Here is a 24255-nt window from a genome sequence, read left to right on the forward strand (position 1 = left end):
CAGGCCTCTGCAATAATGCCGCCCCTCAGGCTTAAATAAAAACAATTATCATTATGAACAAACTGCTTCAGGCATGGCCGGCACTCCTGTGTGCCTCCGCTGGCGCGGCCGATCTTCCCCCTGTGGAGAAGGCTCGCAACGACGACACCATCATTGTCACCGGGCAACGGGTACAACAGAAACTCTCCGATGTTTCCGGCTCCATCACCGTCATCACCCAGGAAGAGCTGGACCGTCAGGTCGCCAGCGAGCTGACCCATGTGTTTCGCAAGATCCCCGGTGTCTCGGTCACCGGCTCTGCCGGGCGACCGCAAAACATCAGCGTGCGCGGCATCGGTGGCAACCGTATCCTGCTGATCAAGGATGGGGGGCGCGTCAGCGACGGCTTTGGCGCCGACAACATCAATGACAAGGTGGGTCGCTTCAACTTCGACCTTGATGACATCAAGCAGATTGAGGTGGCCAAGGGGGCCGGCTCCTCCCTGCATGGCTCCGATGCCATCGGCGGCACCGTGGTGATGAATACCAAGCAGCCGGAAGATTATCTGCAACAGCAAGATAGCTATCTGGCGGCCAAGACCCTCTACGGTGGCGACAGCAACAAGAAGAAGCTCAACATGACCGGCGCGGTGCGGGCGTTGGAGAGCGAACATCTGTTGCGCCTCTCCGGCTGGCGTGGCAACGAAACCGCCAACTTTGAGGAGAGCCGTATTCCGGCTGATCTGGATGGCATGAGTGCCTCCACCAGCAGCCGCCTCCCCCTCAATGCCCATCACGCTCTGCGGCTGGAGCTGGACTACTACGAGGATCACGCCAAACGCCAGATGGGGCCCAAAGCGGTGCCCCAACCCGATGGCAGCTGGGACGTGGTCGGTTTTCAGGAAGATGGCGATCAGCGCACCCAGGGCGGCAAGTTCAGTTGGGAAGCCAACGATCTGGGCATGGTCGATACCCTCAACTGGAGCCTGTTTGGCAACCAGTCACGCAACGAAGCCAACCAGCGCCAGCTGCTGCGCAACGATGCCCTGAGCGGCTATCCCAGATATCGCAGCCAGCGCACCCTCTCCACATTCGAGGAGCTGCGCCTTGGCAGTGAGCTGGAGCTGCAGAGCAAGCTGAGCACCGGCTCGCTGGATCACACCTTCAGCTACGGTGTGGAGCTGGAGCAGGCCAACCACGAGCGGCCGGTCAGCAATCTGACACTGGAAGATGGCATCACCACCCAGGGACAGAAAGCCCCCTTCAGCAAGGCCGAGACCCGCCGCGATGGCATCTGGCTGAGCGATGTGATCGATCTGGGCAGCTGGCAGTTTACGCCGACCCTGCGCTTTGACCGCCAGCGCCTGCGCGCACCGGACAGTAATCTGGCCGAGAACCACAGCGACCACATCTCCCCCAGTGTGGCGGCCAGTTACCGCTTCAACGAAACATGGCGCAGTTGGCTCAGCTATGCCAACGGCTTCCGCGCCCCCGCTTACGATCAGGTTTACGGCAACATTCCTCACTACTTTGCCATGCCGCCGTTCGAGATCATTGCCAACCCCAACCTCAAGGAGGAGACCAGCCACAGTCTGGAGTGGGGAGTGAATGGCCAAAGCGACAACTGGAGCGTCAAACCGGCCGTTTTCTACAACCGCTACTACAACTTCATCGACTGGCGCCAGACCGGTTTTCGCCTCGATGACGGTGTCTTCCTGCGCCAATATCACAACGTTGCCAAAGCAGAAACCTGGGGCGCCGAGCTGGCCGCCAGCCTCTGGCTGAGCGACGAGTGGGAGCTTTCGACCAATCTGGCCTGGATGGATGGCAAGGATCACCGCGGTGAGCCGCTGCGAACCCAGACACCGCTGGAAGGCAACACCACCCTGCGCTGGCAACAGCTCGACTGGGGGGTTGAGCTCAGTGGCAACTATGCCGCCGCCATGACCAAGGTGCCCCAGTGCGCCAATGCGCAGACTGGCTACAACGGTGCCTGCCAGAGCAGCGCAGGCTGGTTCAGTCTGGATCTCACCGGCGACTGGCAGATCACCGAGGCGCTCAAGGTCAATGCCACCATCGGCAACCTGCTCGATACCCGCTACGTCCGCTATCAGGATGTGGCCGGACTCCCGGCTGGCAGCGACACCTCCCTCTACAGCCAGAGCGGCCGCTACCTGTCAGCCAGCCTCAGTTACCGTTTCGTGGGGATGTGATGAAACATCATGCAATCATGGCGGCCCTGTTGGCCGTCCCGTTGGCGTGGGCGCAAGAGGCCCTGCCACCGCCGATCCCGTCCCAATCGCACCTGATTTCAGGCAATCCCGTACGCCAGGATCCCTACTTCTGGTTGCGGGACGAGAGCCGTAGCAACCCGGCCATTCTCGCCCTGCTCAAGCAGCAAAATCGCTGGAGCGAGCAGCAGCTCGCCGCGCAGCAGCCGCTGGAAGCAACCTTGCGCGCCGAGTTTACCCGTCATCCGGCGGGGGAATCTGTGCCAGACAACTGGCTTGTCCGCGGCGATCAGGCATGGCAACTGCGCCCGGATGGCTCACTCTGGCAACGCCACGGGGGCAAGGTGCAGCAACGACTTCCCGCCAGAGCGGGTGAGGGCTATTACGAAGCGGGCGGCTGGGCCCTGAGCCCGGATAACCGCACACTGGCCATCGCCGAAGACAGGCGCGGCGATCTCGACTATCAGGTCACCCTGCTCGATCTCCAGAGCGGCAAGGCGCTGGCCAGTTTGGCGCAGCGCAGCGCTGATCTCGCCTGGTCACAAGATGGTCGCACCCTCTACACCATCGCCAACGAGCGCGATACCCTGCGCCCCTGGCAGCTGCGCGGCTGGCAGGATGGCCAGGAGCAGACTCTCTATGAGGAGCAGGATCCCGCCTGGCTACTCAGCCTCTATCGCACCACGGATGGCCAGCATCTGGTGTTGCAGGGCAACAACCACGATAGCTCGGAGCAGTACCTGCTCGACTCGGACAAGCCGCAGCAGGTCAAACCCCGCCAGCGCGGGGTGGAATACTATCTGGACAGTCAATCCGGCTGGGTGATCAAGAGCAACCGGGAGGGGGCGTTTGCCCTCTACTCAGCCAGCACGCCGCTCGGTGAGTGGCAGCGCCTGTGGCCCGCCAAAGACGAGGATCTCGGCGATCTCGAGAAGTGGCGACTGTTTGATCGCCATCTGGTGGTGCAGTTTCGCCAGCAGGGGGAGGATTGGCTCGCCCTGCTCGATCGCAACGGCCATGAACGCCAGCGCCTGCCGCTGGCCAGTGGCGCCGGTACCGGCTGGCTGCAAGGAGAACATGACCCGGCCAGCGACCGTATTCTGGTGCGCAGTCAGGGCTTGAGCCAGCCCCCCGGCCAGCGCTGGCTGGATTTAAACAGCGGCCAGTGGATCAACGACCAGCACACCGCAGGTAATAAAGCATTGCCCTATCAGAGCGAGCGGCGCTGGATCACCTCTGCCGATGGCACCCGGGTGCCTGTCTCGCTGGTGTGGCGCAAGGATCTGGCCCCTCGCGCCGTACTGCTCTACGGCTATGGCGCCTATGGCACGCCGATGCGCCCCTACTACCAGAAAGAGCTGTTAAGCCTGCTGGATCGGGGCTTTGTCTACGCCATCGCCCATGTGCGCGGCGGCGGCATGCTGGGGGAGCAGTGGACCCGCGACGGACGGGGCATCCACAAGCAGAACGGCATCAGCGACTTTATCGCCGCAGGTAGCGTCCTGCGCCACTGGTCGCCCGACTCTGCTCCCCTGCCCCTGTTTGCCATGGGGGGCAGCGCGGGGGGCACGCTGGTTGCTGCGGCCCTCAACCAGCAACCGACACTCTTTAGCGGTGCCGTGTTGCAGGTTCCCTTCGTCGATATGCTCGGCACCATGAGCGATCCTGCCCTCCCCTTGACCCGTCAGGAGTATCAGGAGTGGGGCAACCCGGCCAAGCCCGCAGAGTATCAGGCGATGCGCCGCATCAGCCCCTACGACAACCTGCACCGCGCCCCCTACCCGCCCCTGCTGGTCACTACCGCCCTGCACGACAGCCAGGTGCCCTACTGGGAGCCGGTCAAGTGGCTGGCCCGCCTGCGGGAGCACAGCACGGGCTCCGGCCCCTACCTGCTGCTGACCGAACTGGAGGGTGGCCACCGCGCCGGTGGTGGCGATCGGGCTCGTGAATTTGCCTTCTTGTTGCATCTGGCGGGGATCAATCAATGACCCTGCCGCTGATTGGGAGTACCACTATGAAACCCCTGTTGCCCGCCCTCTTGCTGGGGCTGGCTGGCTTTTCCACTCAGGCCGCCGAACTGCGTTTTGTCGAACAGGACGCCCCGGCCGATACCCGCCTCTGGCTCGAACAGCAGCTCGGCGTCACCCTGAGTGATGCCCCGGCCTACCAGCGCCAAGGCAAGCTGGGCCACTATCTTCACTATCGCCAGCAGCTCAATGGCGCACCGATCGCCGGCCTGATGGCCGCCGTCAGTCTCGATGAGCAGGGTCGCCCGTGGCGCCTTTATCACAATACCCGGCTGATGCAGGCACAGGCGGCGCCATGTGATGAAGCAAGCCGCGCCGGGGTGGATGCCTATACCGCCACGCTGGATAGTACGGTGTGGCAATTCGCTGGCAGTGACGAAGCCCAGCCCTGGTACTGGCAGGATGGCGACACCCTGACTGCGGCCTGGCGTCTGCTGGCGGTGGAAAGCCAGCCGGGCAACAGCAAGAGCAGCCACTGGCAACTGTTTGTCACCTGCGATGGCAGCGCCCTGCTGGGGCGCACGCTGCAAGAGGCCAACACCCGTGCTGAAGCAGTCCCGCTGGCAGGGGAAGCGGCCACGGTGCAGGCCCGCATCTTTGCCCTCGACCCACGCACTCAGCTGCAAGATGGCAATTTGCTGTGGCGCCACGATCTGGTGCTGGACAACCGGGCCTATCGCACCGTCCCGCTCACGGTACAAAAGGTGGATGACACCTACCAGCTGAGTGGCCCACGCGCCCGGGTCGTGGATGGCACGGCGCCGGAAACTGCCCCCTTTAGCAGCCCTGATGCCGATGGCTTCCAGCTGGATCACCAGCAGCCCGCCTTCCTCGATATCAATGGCTACTACCATCTGGATCTGGCCCAGCGCCATTTGGAATCCCTTGGCTACCCGACGCTGATGGGCGGCCCCCTGGCCATCGATACCGATGCCGGGGAGCAGGACAACTCCCTCTATGACCCCTTCCTGCGCCGGTTGGAAATTGGCCGGATAGGGGTGCCCGACGCGGAAGATCCCATGGTGATCTGGCACGAATTTGGCCATGCGGTGCAGCACCATATCCTGCCCGACATGGGAGAAGAGGGGGACTGGGGCGCCATCGGCGAGGGCTTTAGCGACTATCTGGCCGCCAGCTGGCGCCAGCGCAGTCCCGAAGCCCGCCAGTTCGAGCCTTTCATGGTCTTCAACTGGGATGCCAGGATCAGCGGCCGGACGCCCCGTCAGCTCGATGATCTGCGGGCGCGCTATCATCCGGGCTTCCTCTATCCGGCTCACCTCACTATCAACGGTAGCAACGGCGACCAGCTGTGGGGCACTCCGCTCTTCACCGCGCTGCGCCAGGCCGTTGAACAGTATGGCGAGGTAGCCCGTGACGAGTTCGATACCCTGCTGATTGAATCCCACTTCGGCCTCGGCCCGCAGGTGCGGATGCCCCAGCTGGCGCGCGTCACCGTGGATACCGCCAACCGCCTCTATCCGGACCGCAGCTATGGCAAGCTGCTGGAGCAGGCCTTCCGCCACCACGCCCTGCTGCCAACGCCCATCGCGGCCCGCCTTGCCGATGATAGCTACCTGTTGCCCGGGGAGAAAAAGAGCCTCGCCATCGAATTGACCAACCAGAGCGGCCGCCCCCTGACCGTGGCTGACGCCAGCCTGCTCCCGAGCAAGGGGCTCATGGGTGACGATCACTGGCAGGGAGAGCTCAACGCCGATGGCACCGCCCGCTGGACCCTGCCGCTGGAAGCGGCGAGCAACCTGACCTGTGGCGAGGCAGTCACCTTGCCGCTGCAGTTCCAGCTCACCCTGCCCAGCCCCACCGAGCGCCAGACTCGCCTTGACCTGCAACTGCCGATCGGTGAACCGCTCTGGCAGCGGGCCATCGGCCAGGGTGGCCAGATCAAGGATGCGGTGAGCGATGAACGGCACGGCCTGTCCCGCTTCACTCTCACCCTGCCCGAGAGCAAGGCCCGCATCGACAGCGGATTCGTGGTTGCCCTCGATCTGGAGCACAGCAAGCTGGAGCAGCTGGAGATCTGGCTCACCTCCCCTTACGGTACCCGGATCAGCCTGTGGAACAAGGGTTACGCCAGCCATACCCGGCTCAAGGGGGAGTTCCCCCGTGAACTGGTACCGTTCGAATCGCTGGATAAGCTGCACGGCGAACCGCTCGCTGGCCGCTGGCTGCTGGAGATCAACGACACCAGCGCCGGTGACACCGGTCAGTTGCGCAACTGGCGGGTCGCCCAGCAAGTCGGCGCCCGCTGCGACAAGGATGAAGCCCTGCCCAACACCGGCATCATTCCCCTTGAGCAGGATGAAGGGGGTGGCGGCACGACTTCCCCCCTGCTGCTGTTGCTGGCCCTCTGGCCCCGCCTCTGGCGCCGGAGCACCCCGCGCCGTTGAATCCTGTACCACGGGGGTTACCGCCCCCGTGAACCTGTGACCGAATCAAGGAATGTGAAGTGAAACCATCCGTACTGGTTATTGCAACCCTCTCAGCCCTGCTCAGCGCCTGTGGCGGCGGGGAAGATAACGCACCACTGGCGATCCCGGACTACCGGGTCGATGTCGCCCTGCCGACTGCCGGTACCCTGTGCGCCGATCTGGATCAGAACTGGCAATGTGATCCTGCCGACCCTGCCGTCACCGGCGAAGGAGCTGTGGCCCTGGTCAGCCGTTCGGCCAACATCGTCAACTCGCCCCTGCTGTTCGTTCCGAGGAGCGAAGGTCTGCTGCTGGCACATCCGGCCGCCAAAGGGGACCCACAACGGCTGCAACCGACCCTTCTCAGCACCCTATGGCAGAGCCGCATTGCCGAAGGGGTGGCCGCCGATCGCGCACTGACGCAGCTGCTGGCCGATCTCGCGCCGCTGCAACCGGGCAGCGACCGCGCGGCCCTCGCAGGTCTCGGCCAGTTTGATCAGGCGCTACAGCAGGTGGCGATCAGCTTGCAGCAACAGGCCCGCACACGCCTTGCCACCGCCAAGGAGACCCAGTTGCTCACCACCAGCTATCGCGCCATCAGCCTGATGCTGGCGCAATTGGCTCAGGAGTGGCAGCGTAACGGCCAGTTTGCCGAAGAGACCCAAAGCGAGCTACTGACCCTGCTGGTGCAGCAGCAGCCACGCAACCTGCTGACCGTCACCGGCGTCACCACCTTCAGCGATGGCAACGATCCGCTGCTGGAACAGGAGCCCGACGACTATCCGGGACAAGATGCCAGCTGGAATCGCACTCGTCCCCAGCTTGCCTATCGCAAACTCGATGATCGCGGTCAGGCGCTCCCTGACAACGCGCCGAGCTGGCAGTGCGTCAAGGATCTCAATACCGGTCTGGTGTGGGAGGTCAAATCGGACGATCCCTTGAGTCCGGCCTGGAAAAGCAGACCCTTTGCCTATGAGGATGAGCAGTTCAAGGCGACCGCAGGCGAGCAGCAAGCGGCCTACCAGCATATTCATAAGAGGATCGAACAGCTCACCGCCGAAGGAGATCTGGCGGCCCTCGCCCGGGCACAGGCGCTGACCACCATGCTGACCACCCGCGCGTATCAGCAGTGGCTCAATGGCGAGCAGCGCTGCGGCATCAGCCAGTGGCGGCTGCCCACCATGGGTGAACTGATGTCACTGATGCACTACGGTAGCCTGGCCAAGGACCCGCTGGGTCAGCGCATCATCGTGGATACCCGTTACTTCCCGGATATCGCCCCCTCGGAAGATGACACCTACCATGGCTACTACTGGAGCGCCACCAGCAACACAGCTCAGCGCTTCTCCGGTGGTCCCATCAGCAAACGCACAGTCCTGCTCTTGGGAGAAGATGCGGGCACCACCTATCCCGCGCTGGTGCAGCAAGATACCTATATCGAGCTGATGCAGGTACGACTGGTCGCCACTCCCCAATAATCCGAGGAATATCATGAGCCTTTATCGCTTTTCGTTCGCCATGCTGGCACTGCTGGCCCCCCTGGCCCACGGTGCTGCCATTTGTGATGACACCATGGATCGCACCGCCCCCTCTGCCCGTTTTCTTGACCATGGCAACGGCACCGTCACGGATCAACACACCGGCCTCACCTGGATGCGCTGCAAACTGGGGCAGACATGGAGTGGCAACAGTTGCCTGGGGGAACCGACCGTTTACTACTGGCAGCAGGGGCTGCAAGTGGCGGAGCGGATCCGCAGTGACAGCAGCCATGCACTCTATCACTTCGGCGGTATCAGCCAGTGGCGCCTGCCCGACATCAAGGAGCTGGCAACCCTGGTCGAGCATGCCTGCTACCAGCCCTCTCTCAATGAAGCCATTTTCCCGCGCGCCATGGCGGGGGGCGGTAAAGAGGTCAATGAGGGCTATGTCTATCTGATGAGCAGCACGGTGACCTCCGCCAATGGTCAGCGGGCGTATCTGGATATCACCTCGGGAGATATCGGTCTTCGCTCCATTGGCGCCTACCCGGATCAGGTCTTGCTGGTCGCCAATAAACCCTGACCGCCCCACGCTCGAAACCGGAACGCGATGACAGGAGAGGCTTGAAAGCCTCTCTTTTTATTGCTCTTGCCACCCCCTATCTCACCCGCCATCACGCTCTTCTCCCACCTGTGCCCCCTGCCCACGATACCGACCTGATCCGGCTTCGCCCGCGGCATTTACCCCTTTCAGGTGATGACGAGGAGCAGCTCTCTGCGCTTTCCAGGCCTTTCTCGCCCGCCATAACCAACAAAAAAGTGCGCTTCTTAACAAAATTTAATTACCGGTTAACCGATTAATAATTAACCCGTAAAAATGACATGTAAATCAGTGCGAAAGTGTCATAATGCGTAACATTATTGTTAAGTCACTTGATTAATTTGGTTAGGAAAAACCTCTATGTTTGCTGATATTTCTGCTCAACATTGGGCTTTTGCCATTTATGTCATCGGTGCCATCACCATCTGTCTGGTGATGATAGGCCTCGCCGCCCTGCTGGGAGGTCGTGCCTACGGCCGCACCAAGAACAAGCCATTTGAATCTGGTGTCGACTCGGTCGGCAGTGCCCGCCTGCGTTTTTCCGCCAAGTTCTATCTGGTCGCCATGTTCTTCGTCATCTTCGACGTCGAGGCGCTCTACCTGTTTGCCTGGTCTGTCTCCGTGCGGGAGAGCGGCTGGGTCGGCTTTATTGAAGCCACCATTTTCATCGGACTGCTGCTTATCGGCCTGATCTACCTCTGGCGCATCGGCGCACTGGACTGGTCACCGCGCAAACCGCAGCTGAACAACAAAAACAGTGATTGAACCACAGACCCTTTCCTTGAGGTTGCACCATGAAGTACACCCTGACCCGGATTGACCCGGATGCCCCCGTTGAGCGCTACCCCCAGGAGCAGCGCCAGACCGTCGATGACCCACTGGCGCAAGAAGCGACGCGCGGCATCATGATGGGCCGTCTCGAGGAGGTGCTGCAAGACACAGTCAACTGGGGCCGCAAAAACTCCCTCTGGCCTTACAACTTCGGCATCTCCTGCTGCTACGTGGAGATGTGTACCGCCTTCACCTCCCCCCACGATGTGGCCCGCTTCGGCGCCGAAGTTATCCGCGCTTCGCCCCGTCAGGCCGACTTCATGGTGATTGCAGGGACCCCCTTCATCAAGATGGCGCCAGTCATCCAGCGCCTGTATGAACAGCTGCTCGAACCCAAGTGGGTGATCTCCATGGGGGCCTGTGCCAACTCAGGCGGCATGTATGACATCTATTCAGTGGTGCAGGGGGTAGACAAGTTCCTGCCGGTCGACGTCTACATTCCGGGTTGCCCGCCCCGTCCCGAAGCCTTTTTGCAAGCACTGATGCTGCTGCAGGACTCCATCGGCAAAGAGCGCCGTCCCCTCTCCTGGGTAGTGGGCGATCAGGGGATCTACCGTCCCCAGATGCAGGCCGAAAAAGAGCGCAAGCGCGGCGAACGGATCAATGTGACCAACCTGCGCACGCCGGATGAGATCTGACCATGAAACTGACTCGTGATTTTCCCAGCAATTACGCCATGGCCCAGTGGCAGCCCAGCGACCACAAGGATGCCAAAGTCATTGGCGAACTGTTTGCCCACTTCGGGGCCGAGCACTTCACCGTGCAGACCACGCGTACCGGCGTACCGGTGGTCTGGCTTCCCCGCGAACTGCTGCAGGATGTGATGAGCTTCTTGCGCAAGGTGCCCTCCCCGTTTGTGATGCTGTTTGATCTCAGCGCCACCGATGAGCGGCTGCGCAGCCATCGCGACGGTCTGCCCCAGAGCGACTTCACCGTCTTCTATCACCTCATCTCCATCGACCGTAACGCCGATGTGATGTTGAAAGTGGCGCTGGCCGAGAGTGACCTGCATCTGCCCACCATCACCAACCACTTCCCCAATGCCAACTGGTATGAGCGGGAAGTGTGGGATCTGATGGGCATCACCTTCGACGGTCACCCCCATCTGACCCGCATCATGATGCCCAAGAGCTGGCAGGGTCACCCGCTGCGCAAGGATTACCCGGCGCGCGCCACCGAATTCGATCCCTTCATGCTCGATGCAGCCAAACAGGACATGGAGCAGGAGAACCTGCTGTTCAAACCGGAAGAGTGGGGCCTGGCCCGCGGCAACGAGAACGAGGACTACATGTTCCTCAACCTCGGCCCCAACCACCCCTCTGCCCACGGCGCCTTCCGGTTGGTGTTGCAGCTCGATGGCGAGGAGATCCGCAACTGCGTGCCCGACATCGGTTATCACCATCGTGGTGCCGAGAAGATGGGCGAGCGCCAATCCTGGCACAGCTATATCCCCTATACCGACCGGGTCGAGTATCTGGGCGGGGTGATGAACAACCTCCCCTATGTGCTGGCGGTCGAGAAGCTGGCTGGCATCAAGGTGCCACAGCGGGTCGACATGATCCGGGTGATGATGGCGGAGCTGTTCCGCATCCAGAGCCACCTCTTGTTCCTCGGTACCTATATCCAGGACGTGGGGGCCATGACCCCGGTCTTCTTCACCTTCACCGACCGGCAGAAGATCTACACCATCATCGAGGCGATCACCGGAGCCCGTATGCACCCGGCCTGGTTCCGTATCGGCGGTGTGGCCCACGACTTGCCGAAGGGATGGCAACGGCTGGTACAGGACAACCTGCTGAGCTGGCTGCCCAAGCGTCTGATGGATTACGAAAAAGCGGCGATGCGCAACAGCATTCTGCGCGGTCGCACCATAGGGGTATCGGCCTACACCACCGAGCAGGCGTTGTCCTGGGGTACCACGGGGGCCGGATTGCGCGCCACCGGCCTCAACTTCGACGTACGCAAATGGCGTCCCTACTCCGGTTACGATCAGTTCGACTTTGAAGTGCCGGTCGGCAGCAATGGCGATGCCTACGACAGAGCCACCGTGCGGATCGAGGAGATCCGCCAGAGCATGTCGATCATCGAGCAGTGCATGAAAAACATGCCGGAGGGTCCCTTCAAGGCGGATCACCCCCTCACCACGCCGCCGCCCAAAGAGCGCACGCTGCAACACATCGAGACCCTGATCAACCACTTCCTGCAAGTGTCGTGGGGCCCGGTGATGCCCGCAGCCGAGTCGTTCCAGATGATTGAGGCGACCAAGGGGATCAACAGTTATTACCTGACCAGCGACGGCTCCACCATGAGCTACCGGACCCGGATCCGCACCCCGAGCTTTGCTCACCTGCAGCAGATCCCCTCGGTGATCAAGGGCAGCATGGTGTCGGACCTCATCGTCTATCTGGGCAGTATCGATTTTGTTATGTCGGATGTGGACCGTTAAGTGATCCGCCCTCCCGGTCATGGCCGGGAATCGGGATCGCCGAACGAGCAGTAAAAGGACAAGCCACCAAAGGTCAAGTCATGAGCCAGCAATGTCAGTGTCACAATAATCAGACCCCACAGGGGCAAGGGGCATGCAGCAGCAAACAGGACGACTTCGTTCTGAGCCAGGCTGAACGCGATGCCATCGAACACGAGAAACACCATTACGAAGATCCCCGCGCCGCCAGCATCGAAGCGCTCAAGATCGTGCAGCAGGCTAGAGGCTGGGTCCCCGACGGCGCCATTCACGCCATCGCGGCCCAGCTCGGCATTCCCGCCAGCGATGTGGAGGGGGTTGCTACCTTCTATAGCCAGATCTTCCGCCAGCCGGTGGGGCGCCACATCATCCGCGTCTGCGACAGCATGGTCTGCTACATCAATGGCCATGAAGAGCTGATGGCCGGTCTCAAGGAGGTGATGAACCTCGGCCCCGGTCAAACCACCCCGGATGGCCGCTTCACCCTGCTGCCGGTCTGCTGTCTTGGCAACTGCGACAAGGGGCCAGCGATCATGATCGATGACGACACCTATGGCGGCCTCGATCCGGTGACCTTGCTGAAAACCCTGGAGGCTTACCCATGAGCCTGCCGCAGAACAAGATCCTCGCCTCTCTTGGCACCGCCAACCGCACGGCACGCGCCGCCGAGACCCACCCGCTCACCTGGCGGCTGCGGGATGACGGCCAGCCGGTGTGGCTGGAGGAGTATCAGGCCAAACAGGGGTATGAAGCCGCCCGCAAGGCGCTCGGCCAGATGAGCCCGGACGAGATTGTCAGTACCGTCAAGGATGCCGGTCTCAAGGGGCGCGGCGGTGCGGGCTTCCCCACTGGCGTGAAGTGGGGGCTGATGCCCAAAGACGAGAGCATGAACATCCGTTACCTGCTCTGCAACGCCGACGAGATGGAGCCCAACACCTGGAAAGATCGCCTGCTAATGGAGCAACTGCCCCATCTGCTGATCGAGGGGATGATTATCAGTGCCCGGGCGCTCAAGGCCTATCGCGGCTACATCTTCCTGCGCGGCGAGTATGTCGATGCTGCCATCCACCTGCGCCGTGCGGTGGAAGAGGCCAAGGCCGCCGGTCTGCTGGGCAAGAACATTCTGGGGTCCGGTTTTGACTTCGAGCTGTTCGTCCACACCGGCGCCGGCCGCTACATCTGTGGCGAAGAGACGGCCCTTATCAACTCGCTGGAAGGGCGCCGCGCCAACCCGCGCGCCAAGCCCCCCTTCCCCGCCGTTTCCGGCGTCTGGGGCAAACCCACCTGCGTCAACAACGTCGAAACCCTCTGCAACGTGCCTGCCATTATCGGCAACGGAGTCGCCTGGTATCACGGGCTGGCGCTGCCGGGCTCGGAAGATCACGGCACCAAGCTGATGGGCTTCTCTGGCAAGGTGAACAACCCGGGCGTCTGGGAGCTGCCGTTTGGCATCACCGCCCGCGAGCTGTTTGAAAATTACGCCGGCGGCATGAAGAGCGGCTATCGCCTGAAAGCGTGGCAACCGGGCGGTGCGGGCACCGGCTTCCTGCTGCCGGAGCACCTCGATGCCCAGATGTATACCGCCGGTATCGGCAAGGTAGGTACCCGGATGGGGACCGGCCTCGCCATGGCGGTGGATGACTCCATCAGCATGGTCTCCCTGCTGCGCAACATGGAGGAGTTCTTCGCCCGCGAATCGTGCGGCTGGTGCACGCCCTGCCGCGACGGCCTGCCCTGGAGCGTCAAACTGCTGCGGGCACTGGAGCGTGGCGAAGGGCAATCAGGCGATCTGGCGACCCTGGAGCAACTCTGCAGTTTCCTTGGCCCGGGCAAGACCTTCTGCGCCCACGCGCCGGGCGCCGTCGAGCCGCTGGCCAGCGCCATCAAATATTTCCGCTCCGAATTCGAGGCCGGGATCAAAGGCAGCGGCGACAACCGCAAGCCGGTCAAAGGGATCCAGCCCAACCTGCTGGGCGAGCGCTGGTAACGACACCACAGATTTCACAAAACAGGTTTCAGGGAAGTTGTATGGCAACCATTTATGTAGACGGCAAAGAGTACGAGGTAGACGGGGCAGATAACCTGCTGCAAGCCTGTCTGTCGCTGGGTCTGGACGTCCCCTATTTCTGCTGGCATCCGGCGCTGGGTAGCGTTGGCGCCTGCCGCCAGTGTGCGGTCAAACAGTATCAGAATGCCGATGACAAGCGCGGCCGTCTGGTCATGTCCTGCATGACCCCGGCCACCGATGGCAGCTACATCGCCATTGAGGATGAAGAGGCCAAAGAGTTTCGCAAGAGCGTGGTGGAGTGGCTGATGACCAACCACCCCCACGACTGCCCGGTGTGTGAAGAGGGCGGCGCCTGCCACCTGCAGGACATGACGGTGATGACCGGCCACAACAGCCGTCGCTACCGTTTCACCAAACGCACCCACCAGAATCAGGAGCTGGGCCCCTTCATCGGTCACGAGATGAACCGCTGCATCGCCTGCTACCGCTGCGTCCGTTACTACAAGGATTATGCCGGTGGCGAGGATCTCGGGGTCTACGGTGCCCACGACAACGTCTATTTCGGGCGGGTCGAGGATGGCACCCTGGAGAGCGAATTTTCAGGCAACCTGGTGGAGGTCTGCCCCACCGGCGTCTTCACCGACAAGACCCACTCCGAGCGCTACAACCGCAAGTGGGACATGCAGTTTGCCCCCAGCATCTGCCAGCAATGTTCCGTGGGCTGCAACATCAGCCCGGGTGAGCGTTATGGCGAGCTGCGCCGCATCGAAAACCGCTTCCACGGCAGCGTCAACCACTACTTCCTCTGTGACCGTGGCCGCTTTGGCTATGGCTACGTCAATCTGGCCGACCGCCCGCGCCAACCGCTGCTCAAAGATGGCAACAACCAGCTGACCATCACAGTCGATGGCGCCCTCAACCGCGCCGCAGATGCCCTGCGCAGTGCCCGCGGCCTCATCGGCATCGGCTCGCCCCGCGCCTCGCTGGAGAGCAACTTTGCCCTGCGCGCGCTGGTGGGTGAAGCCAACTTCTACGCAGGCGTCGAGCAGGCCGAATGGGCCTGTCAGCTGAAGATGCTGCAGATCCTGCAACAGGGCGGCGTGCCGACCCCGAGCCTGCGGGACATGGAAGAGGCTGACGCAGTGCTGGTACTGGGTGAAGATGTCACCATGAGCGCCGCTCGTATCGCGTTGGCGCTGCGCCAAGCCGTCAAGGGCAAGGCCCGCGATCTGGCCCGCAAGATGAAGGTCGATCTGTGGCAAGTCGCCGCCGTTCAGACCCTGGGTCAAAACGAGCGCTACCCGCTGCTCATCACCAGCCTCGACACCACCCGTCTGGACGATGTGGCGACCGACAAGCTGCACGCCCCCTATGCTGATCAGGCGCGCCTTGGCTTTGCCATCGCCAATCTGCTTGACCCGAGTGCACCGGCCGTGAGCGACCTCTGCCCCGAACAGCAGGCACTAGCGGCTCGCTGGGCCGAGCTGCTCGGCAACGCCAAGAAGCCGCTCATCATTGCAGGCTCCACCTCCCGCGATGTGGCGCTGCTTGAGGCGGCCAGCAACATTGCCCGCGCCCTGAAAGGCCGTGGACAGAATGCCAGCATCGCGCTGGTTGGCCAGGAGGCCAACTCACTGGGTCTGGCCATGCTGGGCGCCCAAACCTTGTCAGACAAGCCGCTCGAAGCCGCCCTTGCACGTATCGAGTCAGAAGAGGGGTTGGCGCTGGTCACCCTGGAGAACGATCTCTACCGCCGCGCGCCGCGCAACCGGGTGGATGCGGCGCTGGCACGGCTGCAGCACCTGCTGGTCATCGACCATCAGGCGACCCCGACCGCCAACAAGGCAGACCTGGTGCTGCCAGCGGCCAGTTTTGCCGAAGCCGATGGCACGCTAGTGAACATGGAAGGGCGCGCCCAGCGCTTCTTCCAGGTCTATGCGCCCGCCTTCTACAACGCCGATATTCAGGTGCGTGAAGGGTGGCGCTGGCTGGCGGCGTTGCAAGGAGCGATCGAACGCAAGCCGCTGCGCTGGCAGAACTTCGACCAGGTCAACCATGACTGCGCCACCAGCAATCCGCTGCTGGCTACCATGCTGGAAGCGGCGCCCAACGCAGGCTTGCGGATCCGTGGCATGCGGCTGGCCCGTGAGCCGCACCGCTACAGCGGCCGCACCTCCATGCTGGCGGATCAGAACGTCAGCGAGCCGCGGGTGGCGCAAGATCCCGACTCCCCCTTCAACTTCTCCATGGAGGGGTATGCCGGTGCCCGTCAGCCGCTGCCGCAAGTACCGTTCGCCTGGGCACCGGGCTGGAACTCTCCCTCCGCCTGGAACAAGTTCCAGGATGAAGTGGGTGGCAAACTGCGTGCTGGCGATCCGGGTCGCCGTCTGCTGGAAGCAACAGACCCGCAGGCAGAAGGCAAGGAGCTGCTCGGCTGGTTCACCACCATCCCCGCCCCCTTCAAGGCCGCAGAGGCGCTGCAAGTGGTCAATTATGCCCAGCTGTTTGGCGGCGAGGAGCTCTCCGCTCGCAGCCCGGTCATTCAGGCCCGGATGAACGAACCCGAGCTGGTACTCAATCCCCTTGATGCGCAGCGTCTGGCCCTCCACGGAGGCAGTCAGGTCTCCTTCTCCTGGGGCGGTAGCCACTGGCAACTGCGTCTGCGGCTTAGCGAGCAGCTGAGCGCCGGTCTGGCGGGGCTCCCCCTTGGGGTGAACGGCCTGCCGACGGCCCTGCAACAAGCCTCAATCACTAACCTGCAGGAGGTGATCGCATGAGCGAGTCGCTGATCGATCTGTTGCTGGAGGTGGGCAAGGCACTGATCGTGCTGGTGGGGATCGTGGGGGCTGGCGCCTTTATGAGCTTTATCGAGCGCCGTCTGCTGGCCCTGTGGCAGGATCGCTACGGCCCCAACCGGGTGGGGCCGTTTGGTCTGCTCCAGCTGGCCGCCGACATGATCAAGATGTTCTTCAAGGAGGACTGGATCCCGCCGTTCGCTGATCGGCGGATCTTTATCCTGGCCCCCATCATCGCATTCACCGCCTTTATTCTGGCGTTTGCGGTGGTGCCCATCACCCCCACCTGGGGCGTGGCGGATCTCAATGTGGGGCTGCTCTACATCCTGGCCATCGCAGGGCTGGCTGTCTATGCGGTGCTGTTCGCCGGCTGGTCGAGCAACAATAAATACTCATTGCTTGGCAGCTTGCGCGCCTCGGCTCAGACCCTCTCCTACGAGGTGTTTCTCGGGCTATCCCTGATGGGGATTGTGATCCAGACCGGCAGTTTCAACCTGCGGGATATCGTCGAGGCACAGGCAGACTTGTGGAACGTGGTGCCCCAGATCCTGGGCTTTGTCACCTTCCTGTTTGCCGGTGTCGCCGTCACCCACCGTCACCCGTTCGATCAGCCAGAAGCCGAGCAGGAGCTCGCCGACGGCTATCACATCGAGTATGCGGGGATGAAGTGGGGTCTCTTCTTCGTGGGAGAATATATCGGCATCGTGCTGATCTCCTCGCTCATCGTGACCCTCTTCTTCGGTGGCTGGCACGGCCCCTGGCTGCCCCCCTTCATCTGGTTTGCCCTGAAGACCGCCTGTTTCATGGTGTTCTTCATCCTGCTGCGGGCCTCCCTGCCTCGCCCGCGCTTTGACCAGGTGATGTCGTTTGGCTGGAAAGTCTGCTTGCCGCTGACCCTGATCAATATGCTGGTCACCGCGGCAGTTGTACTGATAAGTACGCAGTGAGGCACTCAATATGAAAATTGTTAGCATTATTCAGGGTGTCGGCACCCAGTTACGCAGTCTGGCCATGGTCTTCTCCCATGCCTGGCGGCCCCGTGAAACCCTCAACTATCCGGAGCAGGCAGTCTATGCGGCCCCCCGCTACCGCGGTCGCATCGTGCTGACCCGCGACCCCGACGGGGACGAGCGCTGCGTGGCCTGCAACCTCTGCGCAGTTGCCTGCCCGGTCGGCTGCATCTCGCTGCAAAAATCCGAGCGGGAAGATGGTCGCTGGTATCCGGAGTTCTTTCGCATCAACTTCTCTCGCTGCATCTTCTGCGGCCTGTGTGAAGAGGCTTGCCCCACCACCGCCATCCAGCTGACACCGGATTTCGAGATGGGTGAGTATCGCCGCCAGGATCTGGTGTACGAGAAGGAGGATCTGCTGATCAGCGGGCCCGGCAAATACCCGGACTACAACTTCTATCGCATGAGCGGGATGGCCATCGACGGCAAGCCGAAAGGGGATGCCGAAAACGAAGCCAAGCCCATCGATGTCAAGAGCCTGCTGCCCTGAGGAGTCAATCATGGAACTGGCATTTTATGCCTCGGCCCTGGTGGCCATTTACAGCACGCTGCGGGTGATCAGCACCAGCAATCCCATGCATGCGCTGCTCAATCTCATCATCTCCCTCATCGCCGTGGCCATGATCTTCTTCTGTCTGGGTGCCGCCTTTGCGGGGGCCCTGCAGGTGATCGTCTACGCCGGCGCCATCATGGTGCTGTTCGTGTTCGTGGTGATGATGCTGAACCTGGGGAGTGCCCAGGCACAGGAGAAAAAGTGGCTCACCCCCATGACCTGGGGGGGCCCAGCCCTGCTCTCGCTGATCCTGCTGGGCTTTCTGGCCCACGGCATTCTCGGAGTGACCGGGGGCCTGATCGGGGTGACCGAGGTGACCGCCAAGCAGGTGGGTGTCGAGCTCTTTGGCCCCTATGTGCTGGCGGTGGAGCTTGCCTCCATCCTGCTGCTGGCGGGTCTGGTAACCGCCTATCACCTGGGTCGGGAAGAGAAGAGCGGTGAAGTGCTCTCCGCCCCCCGCACAGCATCCCGCTCTGCACAAGAAGGAGGTCAGCAATGAATGGAATCCCTATGGAGCACGGCCTCCTGCTGGCCGCGGTGCTCTTCTGCATCGGCTTGTGCGGTCTGCTGATCCGCCGCAACCTGCTCTACATCCTGATGAGTATCGAGATCATGATGAATGCCTCGGCACTGGCGTTTGTGGTGGCGGGTAGCCGCTGGGCCCAAGCCGATGGCCAGATCATGTATATCCTGGTGATTTCTCTGGCGGCAGCGGAGGCCAGTATCGGCCTTGCCCTGTTACTGCTGCTCTATCGTCGTTACCACACCCTGAACGTGGACACTGTGAGCGAGATGCGCGGATGAGCCTCTTATATCTGACTTTTCTATTTCCGCTGCTGGGATGGCTGGTGCTGGCCTTCTCCCTCGGCCGGTTTGGTGAGCGTACTTCGGCGCTGATCGGGGTGGGCTCCATTGGCCTGTCGGCCCTCACTACCCTGTGGGTGGGCATCGACTTTCTGGGCAACCCGCCCGAGGGGGGCGTCTATGTCCAGCGCCTGTGGCAATGGATGGCGGTGGGCAACTTTACCCCGAGCTTCTCGCTGGCACTGGATGGCCTGTCTCTGACCATGCTGGGGGTGGTGACTGGGGTGGGTTTCTTCATTCACCTGTTTGCCTCCTGGTATATGCGCGGAGAAGAGGGTTACTCCCGCTTCTTCACCTACACCAACCTCTTTATCGCCAGCATGCTGTTTCTGGTGCTGGCCGATGACCTGCTGTTTGTCTACCTCGGCTGGGAAGGGGTAGGGCTGTGCAGCTACCTGCTGATCGGCTTCTACTACAAGGATCGCAAGAACGGCGCGGCGGCCCTCAAGGCCTTCATCGTGACCCGGGTGGGGGATGTCTTCCTCGCCATCGGCCTGTTTATCCTCTATCGGGAACTGGGCACCCTCAATATCCACGAGCTGCTGGTGCGCGCACCGACCCTGTTTGCCGAGGGCTCCCCTGCCCTGTCGCTGGCCTGCCTGATGCTCTTGGGCGGCGCGGTCGGCAAATCGGCACAGCTGCCGCTGCAAACCTGGCTGGCGGATGCGATGGCAGGCCCGACCCCGGTCTCCGCACTGATCCACGCCGCCACCATGGTGACCGCCGGTGTCTACCTGATTGCCCGTACCCACGGCCTGTTCCTGCTGGCGCCAGAGATCCTCCATCTGGTCGGGCTGGTTGGCGCCATCACCCTGGTGCTGGCAGGCTTTGCCGCGCTGGTTCAGACCGATATCAAGCGGATCCTCGCCTACTCCACCATGAGCCAGATTGGCTACATGTTTCTGGCACTGGGTGTCGGCGCATGGGAAGGGGCCATCTTCCACCTGATGACCCACGCCTTCTTCAAGGCGCTGCTGTTCCTCTCCGCCGGTGCCGTGATCGTTGCCTGCCACCATGAGCAGAACATCTTCAAGATGGGTGGCCTGCGCAAGAGTTTGCCGCTGGTCTACGCCTGCTTCCTGGTGGGGGGCTCGGCGCTGGCGGCGTTGCCGCTGGTCACTTCCGGTTTCTACAGTAAGGACGCTATCCTGTGGCAAGTAGAAGCCTCTGGCCAAAGCGCGCTGCTGTGGGCTGGTCTGGTAGGGGCATTCCTCACCTCGCTCTACACCTTCCGGCTGATCTTTATCGCCTTCCATGGCAAAGAGCAGACCAAAGCCCATGCGGGCCACGGTCTGGCTCACCATCTGCCGCTGCTGGTATTGCTGGTGCTCTCCACCGGCATAGGCGCGCTGATCACCCCGCCACTGGCAGGTGTACTACCCGCAGGCCCGGGGGACCATATCGAAGAGGGTCGCCATGCACTGGAGGTAGCCTCTGGCATCATTGCCATTGCCGGCATCGCGCTGGCCGCATTTCTGTTCCTTGGTGAGCGCCGTCTGGCCACCTCCATTGCCAACAGCGCGCCGGGCCGCCTGCTCAGCACCCTCTGGTTCAACGCCTGGGGCTTTGACTGGCTCTATGACCAGCTGTGGGTCAAGCCCTATCTGCTGGCCACTAGGCTGCTGGCCCGCGACCCGCTGGACTGGATGATGGGCCTGCCCGCCTGGCTTGCCCTGCGTGGCAACCAGCTGCTGGCCTGGACCGTGACCGGCAAGTTGCGCTGGTATGCCGCCTCCATGGGGATCGGCGCCGTGCTGGTGCTGGCGCTGTTGCTGCTGGGATAACGCGATGAACAACACGAAGATCGTACAGCCGGGCTGTTTGCTCTCCCTGATGGAACAGGGAGCGCAATCTCATATGAACTTGAACGAGAGCTGATACCGTGACCTTACTCTGGATCTTGCTAATTCCTTTTATCGGCGGCTTGCTCTGCTGGCAGATGGAGCGTCTCGGCGGGCAGTTTGTCCGCTGGGTTGCCCTGCTCTCCATGAGCGCCAGCCTGCTGCTCTCCTGTGCCATCTGGCTAAGTGGTGATTTCTCCCTTGCCACGACCGGCCTCGACAGCGCGGGCGTCTCTGGTGCTGCCTCCGCCTGGGCCGCCGAGTGGCGCCTGCCCTGGATCCCCCGCTTCGGCATCTCTTTGCATCTGGCGGTGGATGGCCTGTCGCTCTTGATGGTGATCCTCACCTGCTTTATCGGGGTACTGGCCATTCTCTGTTCGTGGAAAGAGATCGTGCAGCGCATCGGCTTCTTCCACCTCAACCTGCTCTGGATCCTGGGCGGCGTGCTCGGGGTCTTTATGGCGCTGGACCTGTTCCTCTTCTTCTTCTTCTGGGAGATGATGCTGGTCCCCATGTACTTCCTGATTGCGCTCTGGGGCCATTCGGTCACTGACGGCAAATCACGGATCAACGCCGCAACCAAGTTCTTCATCTACACCCAGGTTTCGGGCCTTATCATGCTGGTGGCCATCATCGGGCTGGTGCTGACCCACCAGCATGCCACCGGAGTCTTCACCTTCAACTATCTGGAGCTGCTCAATACCCCGATGAGCAAGGGCGTTCAGTGGCTGCTGATGCTGGGATTCTTTATCGCCTTCGCGGTCAAGATGCCGCTGGTACCGCTGCACGGCTGGCTGCCGGATGCCCACAGTCAGGCGCCGACCGCAGGCTCGGTGGATTTGGCAGGTATTTTGCTCAAAACCGCCGCCTACGGTCTGCTGCGCTTTGCCTTGCCGCTCTTCCCCGAAGCATCCGCCGAGTTTGCTCCCTACGCCATGGTGCTTGGCCTGATCGGGATCGTCTACGGTGCCATCGTGGCCTTTGCCCAGACCGACATCAAACGGCTGGTAGCCTACACCAGCATCTCCCACATGGGCTTTGTGATGATCGCCATCTACTCGGGTAGCGAGCTGGCCCTGCAGGGCGCCGTGATGCAGATGATCGCCCACGGTCTCTCCGCAGCCGGCCTCTTTATCCTCTGTGGTCAGCTCTACGAGCGGTTGCACACCCGGGATCTGCGCCAGATGGGCGGCCTGTGGGGACGCCTGCGCTATCTGCCCGGCGTGATGCTCTTCTTCTCGGTGGCGTCGCTTGGCATGCCGGGCACCGGCAACTTTGTCGGCGAGTTCCTGATCCTGGTCGGCAGCTTCCAGGTTGCCCCTGTCATCACGGCAGTCGCCACCTTCGGTCTGGTACTGGCCTCTGTCTACTCCCTCATCATGTTGCAGCGCGCCTGCTTTGGCCCCGCCAAGGATGAGAGCATGCTCAAGGGGCTGGATCGCCGCGAGCTGACCATGATGATGGTGATCGCGGGCCTGCTGGTTCTGCTTGGCCTCTATCCCCAACCCGTGATTGACACCGCCAGCAGCAGCCTTATCAACGTGCTGCACTGGTATCTGCTGCCGACTGCTGGAGCCCTGCAATGACTTTCTCCGCTTCCCAACTGCTGGCACTGCTTCCCCTGCTGTTGACCACCGGGGCCATGGCGGCCCTGATGCTGGCCATCGCCTGGCGCCGCTGTGTCACCACCGCCTTTACCGTGACCATTGTTGGCCTCAACCTGGCACTGTTCTCACTGCCCATCGTGATGGCGCAAGGAGATCAGGGGGTCACCCCGCTGCTGCAAGTGGACAGTTACGCCGTCTTCTACATGGGACTGGTACTCATCGGCGCGCTGGCTACCTGTACCTTCGGTCAATCTTGGCTGAAAACCTACCCGGACAACCGGGAGGAGTTTTTCCTGCTGCTGCTGATCGCCACCGCTGGTGGTCTGGTGCTGGCCTGCTCCCGTCACCTCGCCTCTCTCTTTATCGGGATCGAGATGCTGACCCTGCCGATGTTCGGTCTGGTGGGTTACGCCTACCGCGAGCGCCACTCGCTGGAAGCGGCGGTGAAATACATGGTGCTCTCTGCCGCCGCTACCGCCTTCCTGCTGTTTGGCATGGCGCTGCTCTACGCGCAGGCAGGCAGCCTGAGCTTTGCTGCCCTGGGGCAGTCCTTGGCCGAGAGCCCGGCTCACCATCCGCTGCTGATGGGGGGTTTGGGGTTAATGCTGGTCGGCTTTGCCTTTAAACTCTCCCTGGCCCCCTTCCACCTCTGGACCCCGGATGTCTACGAAGGAGCCCCGGCACCGGTCGCCACCTTCCTCGCCACCGTCAGCAAGGTGGCGGTCTTTGCCGTGCTGCTGCGCTTCTATCTGGCGGTACCGGCGGCGAGCGATCCCATGATCCACTGGCTGCTGGCAGCCATGGCGGTCATATCCATCCTGGTCGGCAACCTGCTGGCCCTGGTGCAGACCAACGTCAAACGGATGCTGGGTTACTCCTCCATCTCCCACTTCGGTTACCTGCTGGCGGTGATCGTGGCGAGCCGATTCGGCCAGATGCCGGTGGAAGCAGCCGGGGTCTACCTGCTGATGTATTTGTTCACCAGCCTGGGTGCCTTTGGGGTGGTGAGCATGATGTCGAGCCCCTATCGCGGCAAGGATGCCAACTCCCTGCACAGCTATCGCGGTCTGTTCTGGAAGCGCCCCTATCTGACTGCCGTACTGACGGTGATGATGTTGTCACTCGCGGGCATCCCGATGACCCTCGGCTTTATCGGCAAGTTCTACCTCATCGGCGTCACCGTCGAGGCGCAGCTCTGGTGGCTCTCCGGCGCCATCGTGCTCGGCAGCGCACTGGGTCTCTACTACTACCTCAAGGTGATGGTGACCCTCTATCTGCGCGAACCGGGCATGCAGCAGCGCGATGCCAGCGCCGACTGGGCGCTCTCCTCCGGTGGTGTGGTGGTACTGCTCTCTGCCGCCCTGGTGGTGTTGCTGGGGCTCTATCCCCAGCCGGTCATCAGTCTGGTACAAGGGTTCCAGCAGGTGGTGTTGCAGTAACCCGGCTCATTTCCCTTCAAAACCGGCCCATGTGGCCGGTTTCTTTTTTATGTGGATTGCCTGCTGGCAGAGACCCTTTTGTGTTGGCATCTCACACCCCG

Annotated in this window: 19 protein-coding genes; all 19 read left to right on the forward strand. The window is 62.1% G+C overall.

What is annotated here, in order from left to right; genetic code table 11:
- The first annotated feature begins 53 nt into the window (after positions 1-53).
- Positions 54-2192 (forward strand): TonB-dependent hemoglobin/transferrin/lactoferrin family receptor, encoded by a 2139-nt coding sequence (locus tag G5179_RS14755; protein WP_421258621.1) that lies wholly within the window; start codon positions 54-56, stop codon positions 2190-2192.
- A complete protein-coding gene (locus G5179_RS14760; protein WP_421258622.1) occupies positions 2192-4198 on the forward strand; it encodes a prolyl oligopeptidase family serine peptidase in 2007 nt (668 codons plus the stop codon). The genes G5179_RS14755 and G5179_RS14760 overlap by 1 nt, the downstream gene beginning before the upstream one ends.
- Complete coding sequence (locus G5179_RS14765; RefSeq protein WP_421258623.1) at positions 4195-6642, forward strand: proprotein convertase P-domain-containing protein; 2448 nt, start codon at positions 4195-4197, stop codon at positions 6640-6642. Before G5179_RS14760 ends, G5179_RS14765 begins: the two co-directional genes overlap by 4 nt.
- Before the next feature lie 59 nt (positions 6643-6701).
- A complete protein-coding gene (locus tag G5179_RS14770; protein WP_421258624.1) occupies positions 6702-8141 on the forward strand; it encodes a DUF1566 domain-containing protein in 1440 nt (479 codons plus the stop codon).
- A 13-nt stretch (positions 8142-8154) separates the two neighbouring features.
- Positions 8155-8724, forward strand: a complete 570-nt coding sequence (locus G5179_RS14775; RefSeq protein ID WP_236365284.1) for a DUF1566 domain-containing protein — start codon at positions 8155-8157, stop codon at positions 8722-8724.
- Between the two features lie 41 nt (positions 8725-8765).
- On the forward strand, positions 8766-9002 hold the full coding sequence (locus G5179_RS14780) for a hypothetical protein (RefSeq protein ID WP_421258625.1): 237 nt from the start codon (positions 8766-8768) through the stop codon (positions 9000-9002).
- Positions 9003-9102: 100 nt separating this feature from the next.
- Complete coding sequence (locus G5179_RS14785; RefSeq protein WP_005344919.1) at positions 9103-9507, forward strand: NADH-quinone oxidoreductase subunit A; 405 nt, start codon at positions 9103-9105, stop codon at positions 9505-9507.
- A 29-nt stretch (positions 9508-9536) separates the two neighbouring features.
- Complete coding sequence (locus G5179_RS14790) at positions 9537-10211, forward strand: NuoB/complex I 20 kDa subunit family protein (RefSeq protein WP_005344917.1); 675 nt, start codon at positions 9537-9539, stop codon at positions 10209-10211.
- Positions 10212-10213: 2 nt separating this feature from the next.
- Positions 10214-12019, forward strand: coding sequence for an NADH-quinone oxidoreductase subunit C/D (nuoC, locus tag G5179_RS14795; RefSeq protein WP_421258626.1), 1806 nt, complete (start codon positions 10214-10216; stop codon positions 12017-12019).
- Between the two features lie 80 nt (positions 12020-12099).
- Positions 12100-12642 carry an NADH-quinone oxidoreductase subunit NuoE gene (gene nuoE / locus G5179_RS14800; RefSeq protein WP_270817113.1) on the forward strand — a complete coding sequence of 181 codons (543 nt, stop codon included), beginning with the start codon at positions 12100-12102 and terminating at the stop codon, positions 12640-12642.
- Positions 12639-14024, forward strand: coding sequence for an NADH-quinone oxidoreductase subunit NuoF (gene nuoF, locus G5179_RS14805; RefSeq protein ID WP_421258627.1), 1386 nt, complete (start codon positions 12639-12641; stop codon positions 14022-14024). The genes nuoE and nuoF overlap by 4 nt, the downstream gene beginning before the upstream one ends.
- 41 nt (positions 14025-14065) lie before the next feature.
- Positions 14066-16822: an NADH-quinone oxidoreductase subunit NuoG gene (gene nuoG, locus G5179_RS14810; protein WP_421258628.1), complete on the forward strand. Its 2757-nt coding sequence runs from the start codon at positions 14066-14068 to the stop codon at positions 16820-16822.
- Positions 16819-17787, forward strand: coding sequence for an NADH-quinone oxidoreductase subunit NuoH (gene nuoH / locus G5179_RS14815; protein WP_005337244.1), 969 nt, complete (start codon positions 16819-16821; stop codon positions 17785-17787). Before nuoG ends, nuoH begins: the two co-directional genes overlap by 4 nt.
- 10 nt (positions 17788-17797) lie before the next feature.
- Positions 17798-18340, forward strand: coding sequence for an NADH-quinone oxidoreductase subunit NuoI (nuoI, locus tag G5179_RS14820; protein WP_005337245.1), 543 nt, complete (start codon positions 17798-17800; stop codon positions 18338-18340).
- 10 nt (positions 18341-18350) lie between these two features.
- Entirely contained in the window at positions 18351-18902 is a 552-nt protein-coding gene (nuoJ, locus tag G5179_RS14825) for an NADH-quinone oxidoreductase subunit J (RefSeq protein ID WP_421258629.1), read from the forward strand.
- On the forward strand, positions 18899-19207 hold the full coding sequence (nuoK, locus tag G5179_RS14830; RefSeq protein ID WP_005337247.1) for an NADH-quinone oxidoreductase subunit NuoK: 309 nt from the start codon (positions 18899-18901) through the stop codon (positions 19205-19207). Before nuoJ ends, nuoK begins: the two co-directional genes overlap by 4 nt.
- A complete protein-coding gene (gene nuoL, locus G5179_RS14835; protein WP_421258630.1) occupies positions 19204-21051 on the forward strand; it encodes an NADH-quinone oxidoreductase subunit L in 1848 nt (615 codons plus the stop codon). Before nuoK ends, nuoL begins: the two co-directional genes overlap by 4 nt.
- A gap of 98 nt (positions 21052-21149) precedes the next feature.
- Positions 21150-22694 carry an NADH-quinone oxidoreductase subunit M gene (gene nuoM / locus G5179_RS14840; protein WP_421258631.1) on the forward strand — a complete coding sequence of 515 codons (1545 nt, stop codon included), beginning with the start codon at positions 21150-21152 and terminating at the stop codon, positions 22692-22694.
- Complete coding sequence (gene nuoN, locus G5179_RS14845) at positions 22691-24154, forward strand: NADH-quinone oxidoreductase subunit NuoN (protein WP_421258632.1); 1464 nt, start codon at positions 22691-22693, stop codon at positions 24152-24154. The genes nuoM and nuoN overlap by 4 nt, the downstream gene beginning before the upstream one ends.
- Positions 24155-24255 lie beyond the last annotated feature (101 nt).

The sequence above is a fragment of the Aeromonas sp. 600886 genome, from assembly GCF_049174935.1.
GTDB lineage: Bacteria > Pseudomonadota > Gammaproteobacteria > Enterobacterales > Aeromonadaceae > Aeromonas > Aeromonas veronii_A.

Coding starts and splice junctions, on each gene's coding strand:
- G5179_RS14760 (WP_421258622.1), top strand. CDS start 2,192: ATGAAACATCATGCAATCATGGCGGCCCTGTTGGCCGTCCCGTTGGCG.
- nuoN (WP_421258632.1), top strand. CDS start 22,691: ATGACTTTCTCCGCTTCCCAACTGCTGGCACTGCTTCCCCTGCTGTTG.
- nuoI (WP_005337245.1), top strand. CDS start 17,798: ATGAAAATTGTTAGCATTATTCAGGGTGTCGGCACCCAGTTACGCAGT.
- nuoK (WP_005337247.1), top strand. CDS start 18,899: ATGAATGGAATCCCTATGGAGCACGGCCTCCTGCTGGCCGCGGTGCTC.
- G5179_RS14790 (WP_005344917.1), top strand. CDS start 9,537: ATGAAGTACACCCTGACCCGGATTGACCCGGATGCCCCCGTTGAGCGC.
- nuoE (WP_270817113.1), top strand. CDS start 12,100: ATGAGCCAGCAATGTCAGTGTCACAATAATCAGACCCCACAGGGGCAA.
- G5179_RS14785 (WP_005344919.1), top strand. CDS start 9,103: ATGTTTGCTGATATTTCTGCTCAACATTGGGCTTTTGCCATTTATGTC.
- G5179_RS14775 (WP_236365284.1), top strand. CDS start 8,155: ATGAGCCTTTATCGCTTTTCGTTCGCCATGCTGGCACTGCTGGCCCCC.
- nuoH (WP_005337244.1), top strand. CDS start 16,819: ATGAGCGAGTCGCTGATCGATCTGTTGCTGGAGGTGGGCAAGGCACTG.
- nuoG (WP_421258628.1), top strand. CDS start 14,066: ATGGCAACCATTTATGTAGACGGCAAAGAGTACGAGGTAGACGGGGCA.
- G5179_RS14765 (WP_421258623.1), top strand. CDS start 4,195: ATGACCCTGCCGCTGATTGGGAGTACCACTATGAAACCCCTGTTGCCC.
- nuoL (WP_421258630.1), top strand. CDS start 19,204: ATGAGCCTCTTATATCTGACTTTTCTATTTCCGCTGCTGGGATGGCTG.
- nuoJ (WP_421258629.1), top strand. CDS start 18,351: ATGGAACTGGCATTTTATGCCTCGGCCCTGGTGGCCATTTACAGCACG.
- G5179_RS14755 (WP_421258621.1), top strand. CDS start 54: ATGAACAAACTGCTTCAGGCATGGCCGGCACTCCTGTGTGCCTCCGCT.
- nuoC (WP_421258626.1), top strand. CDS start 10,214: ATGAAACTGACTCGTGATTTTCCCAGCAATTACGCCATGGCCCAGTGG.
- nuoF (WP_421258627.1), top strand. CDS start 12,639: ATGAGCCTGCCGCAGAACAAGATCCTCGCCTCTCTTGGCACCGCCAAC.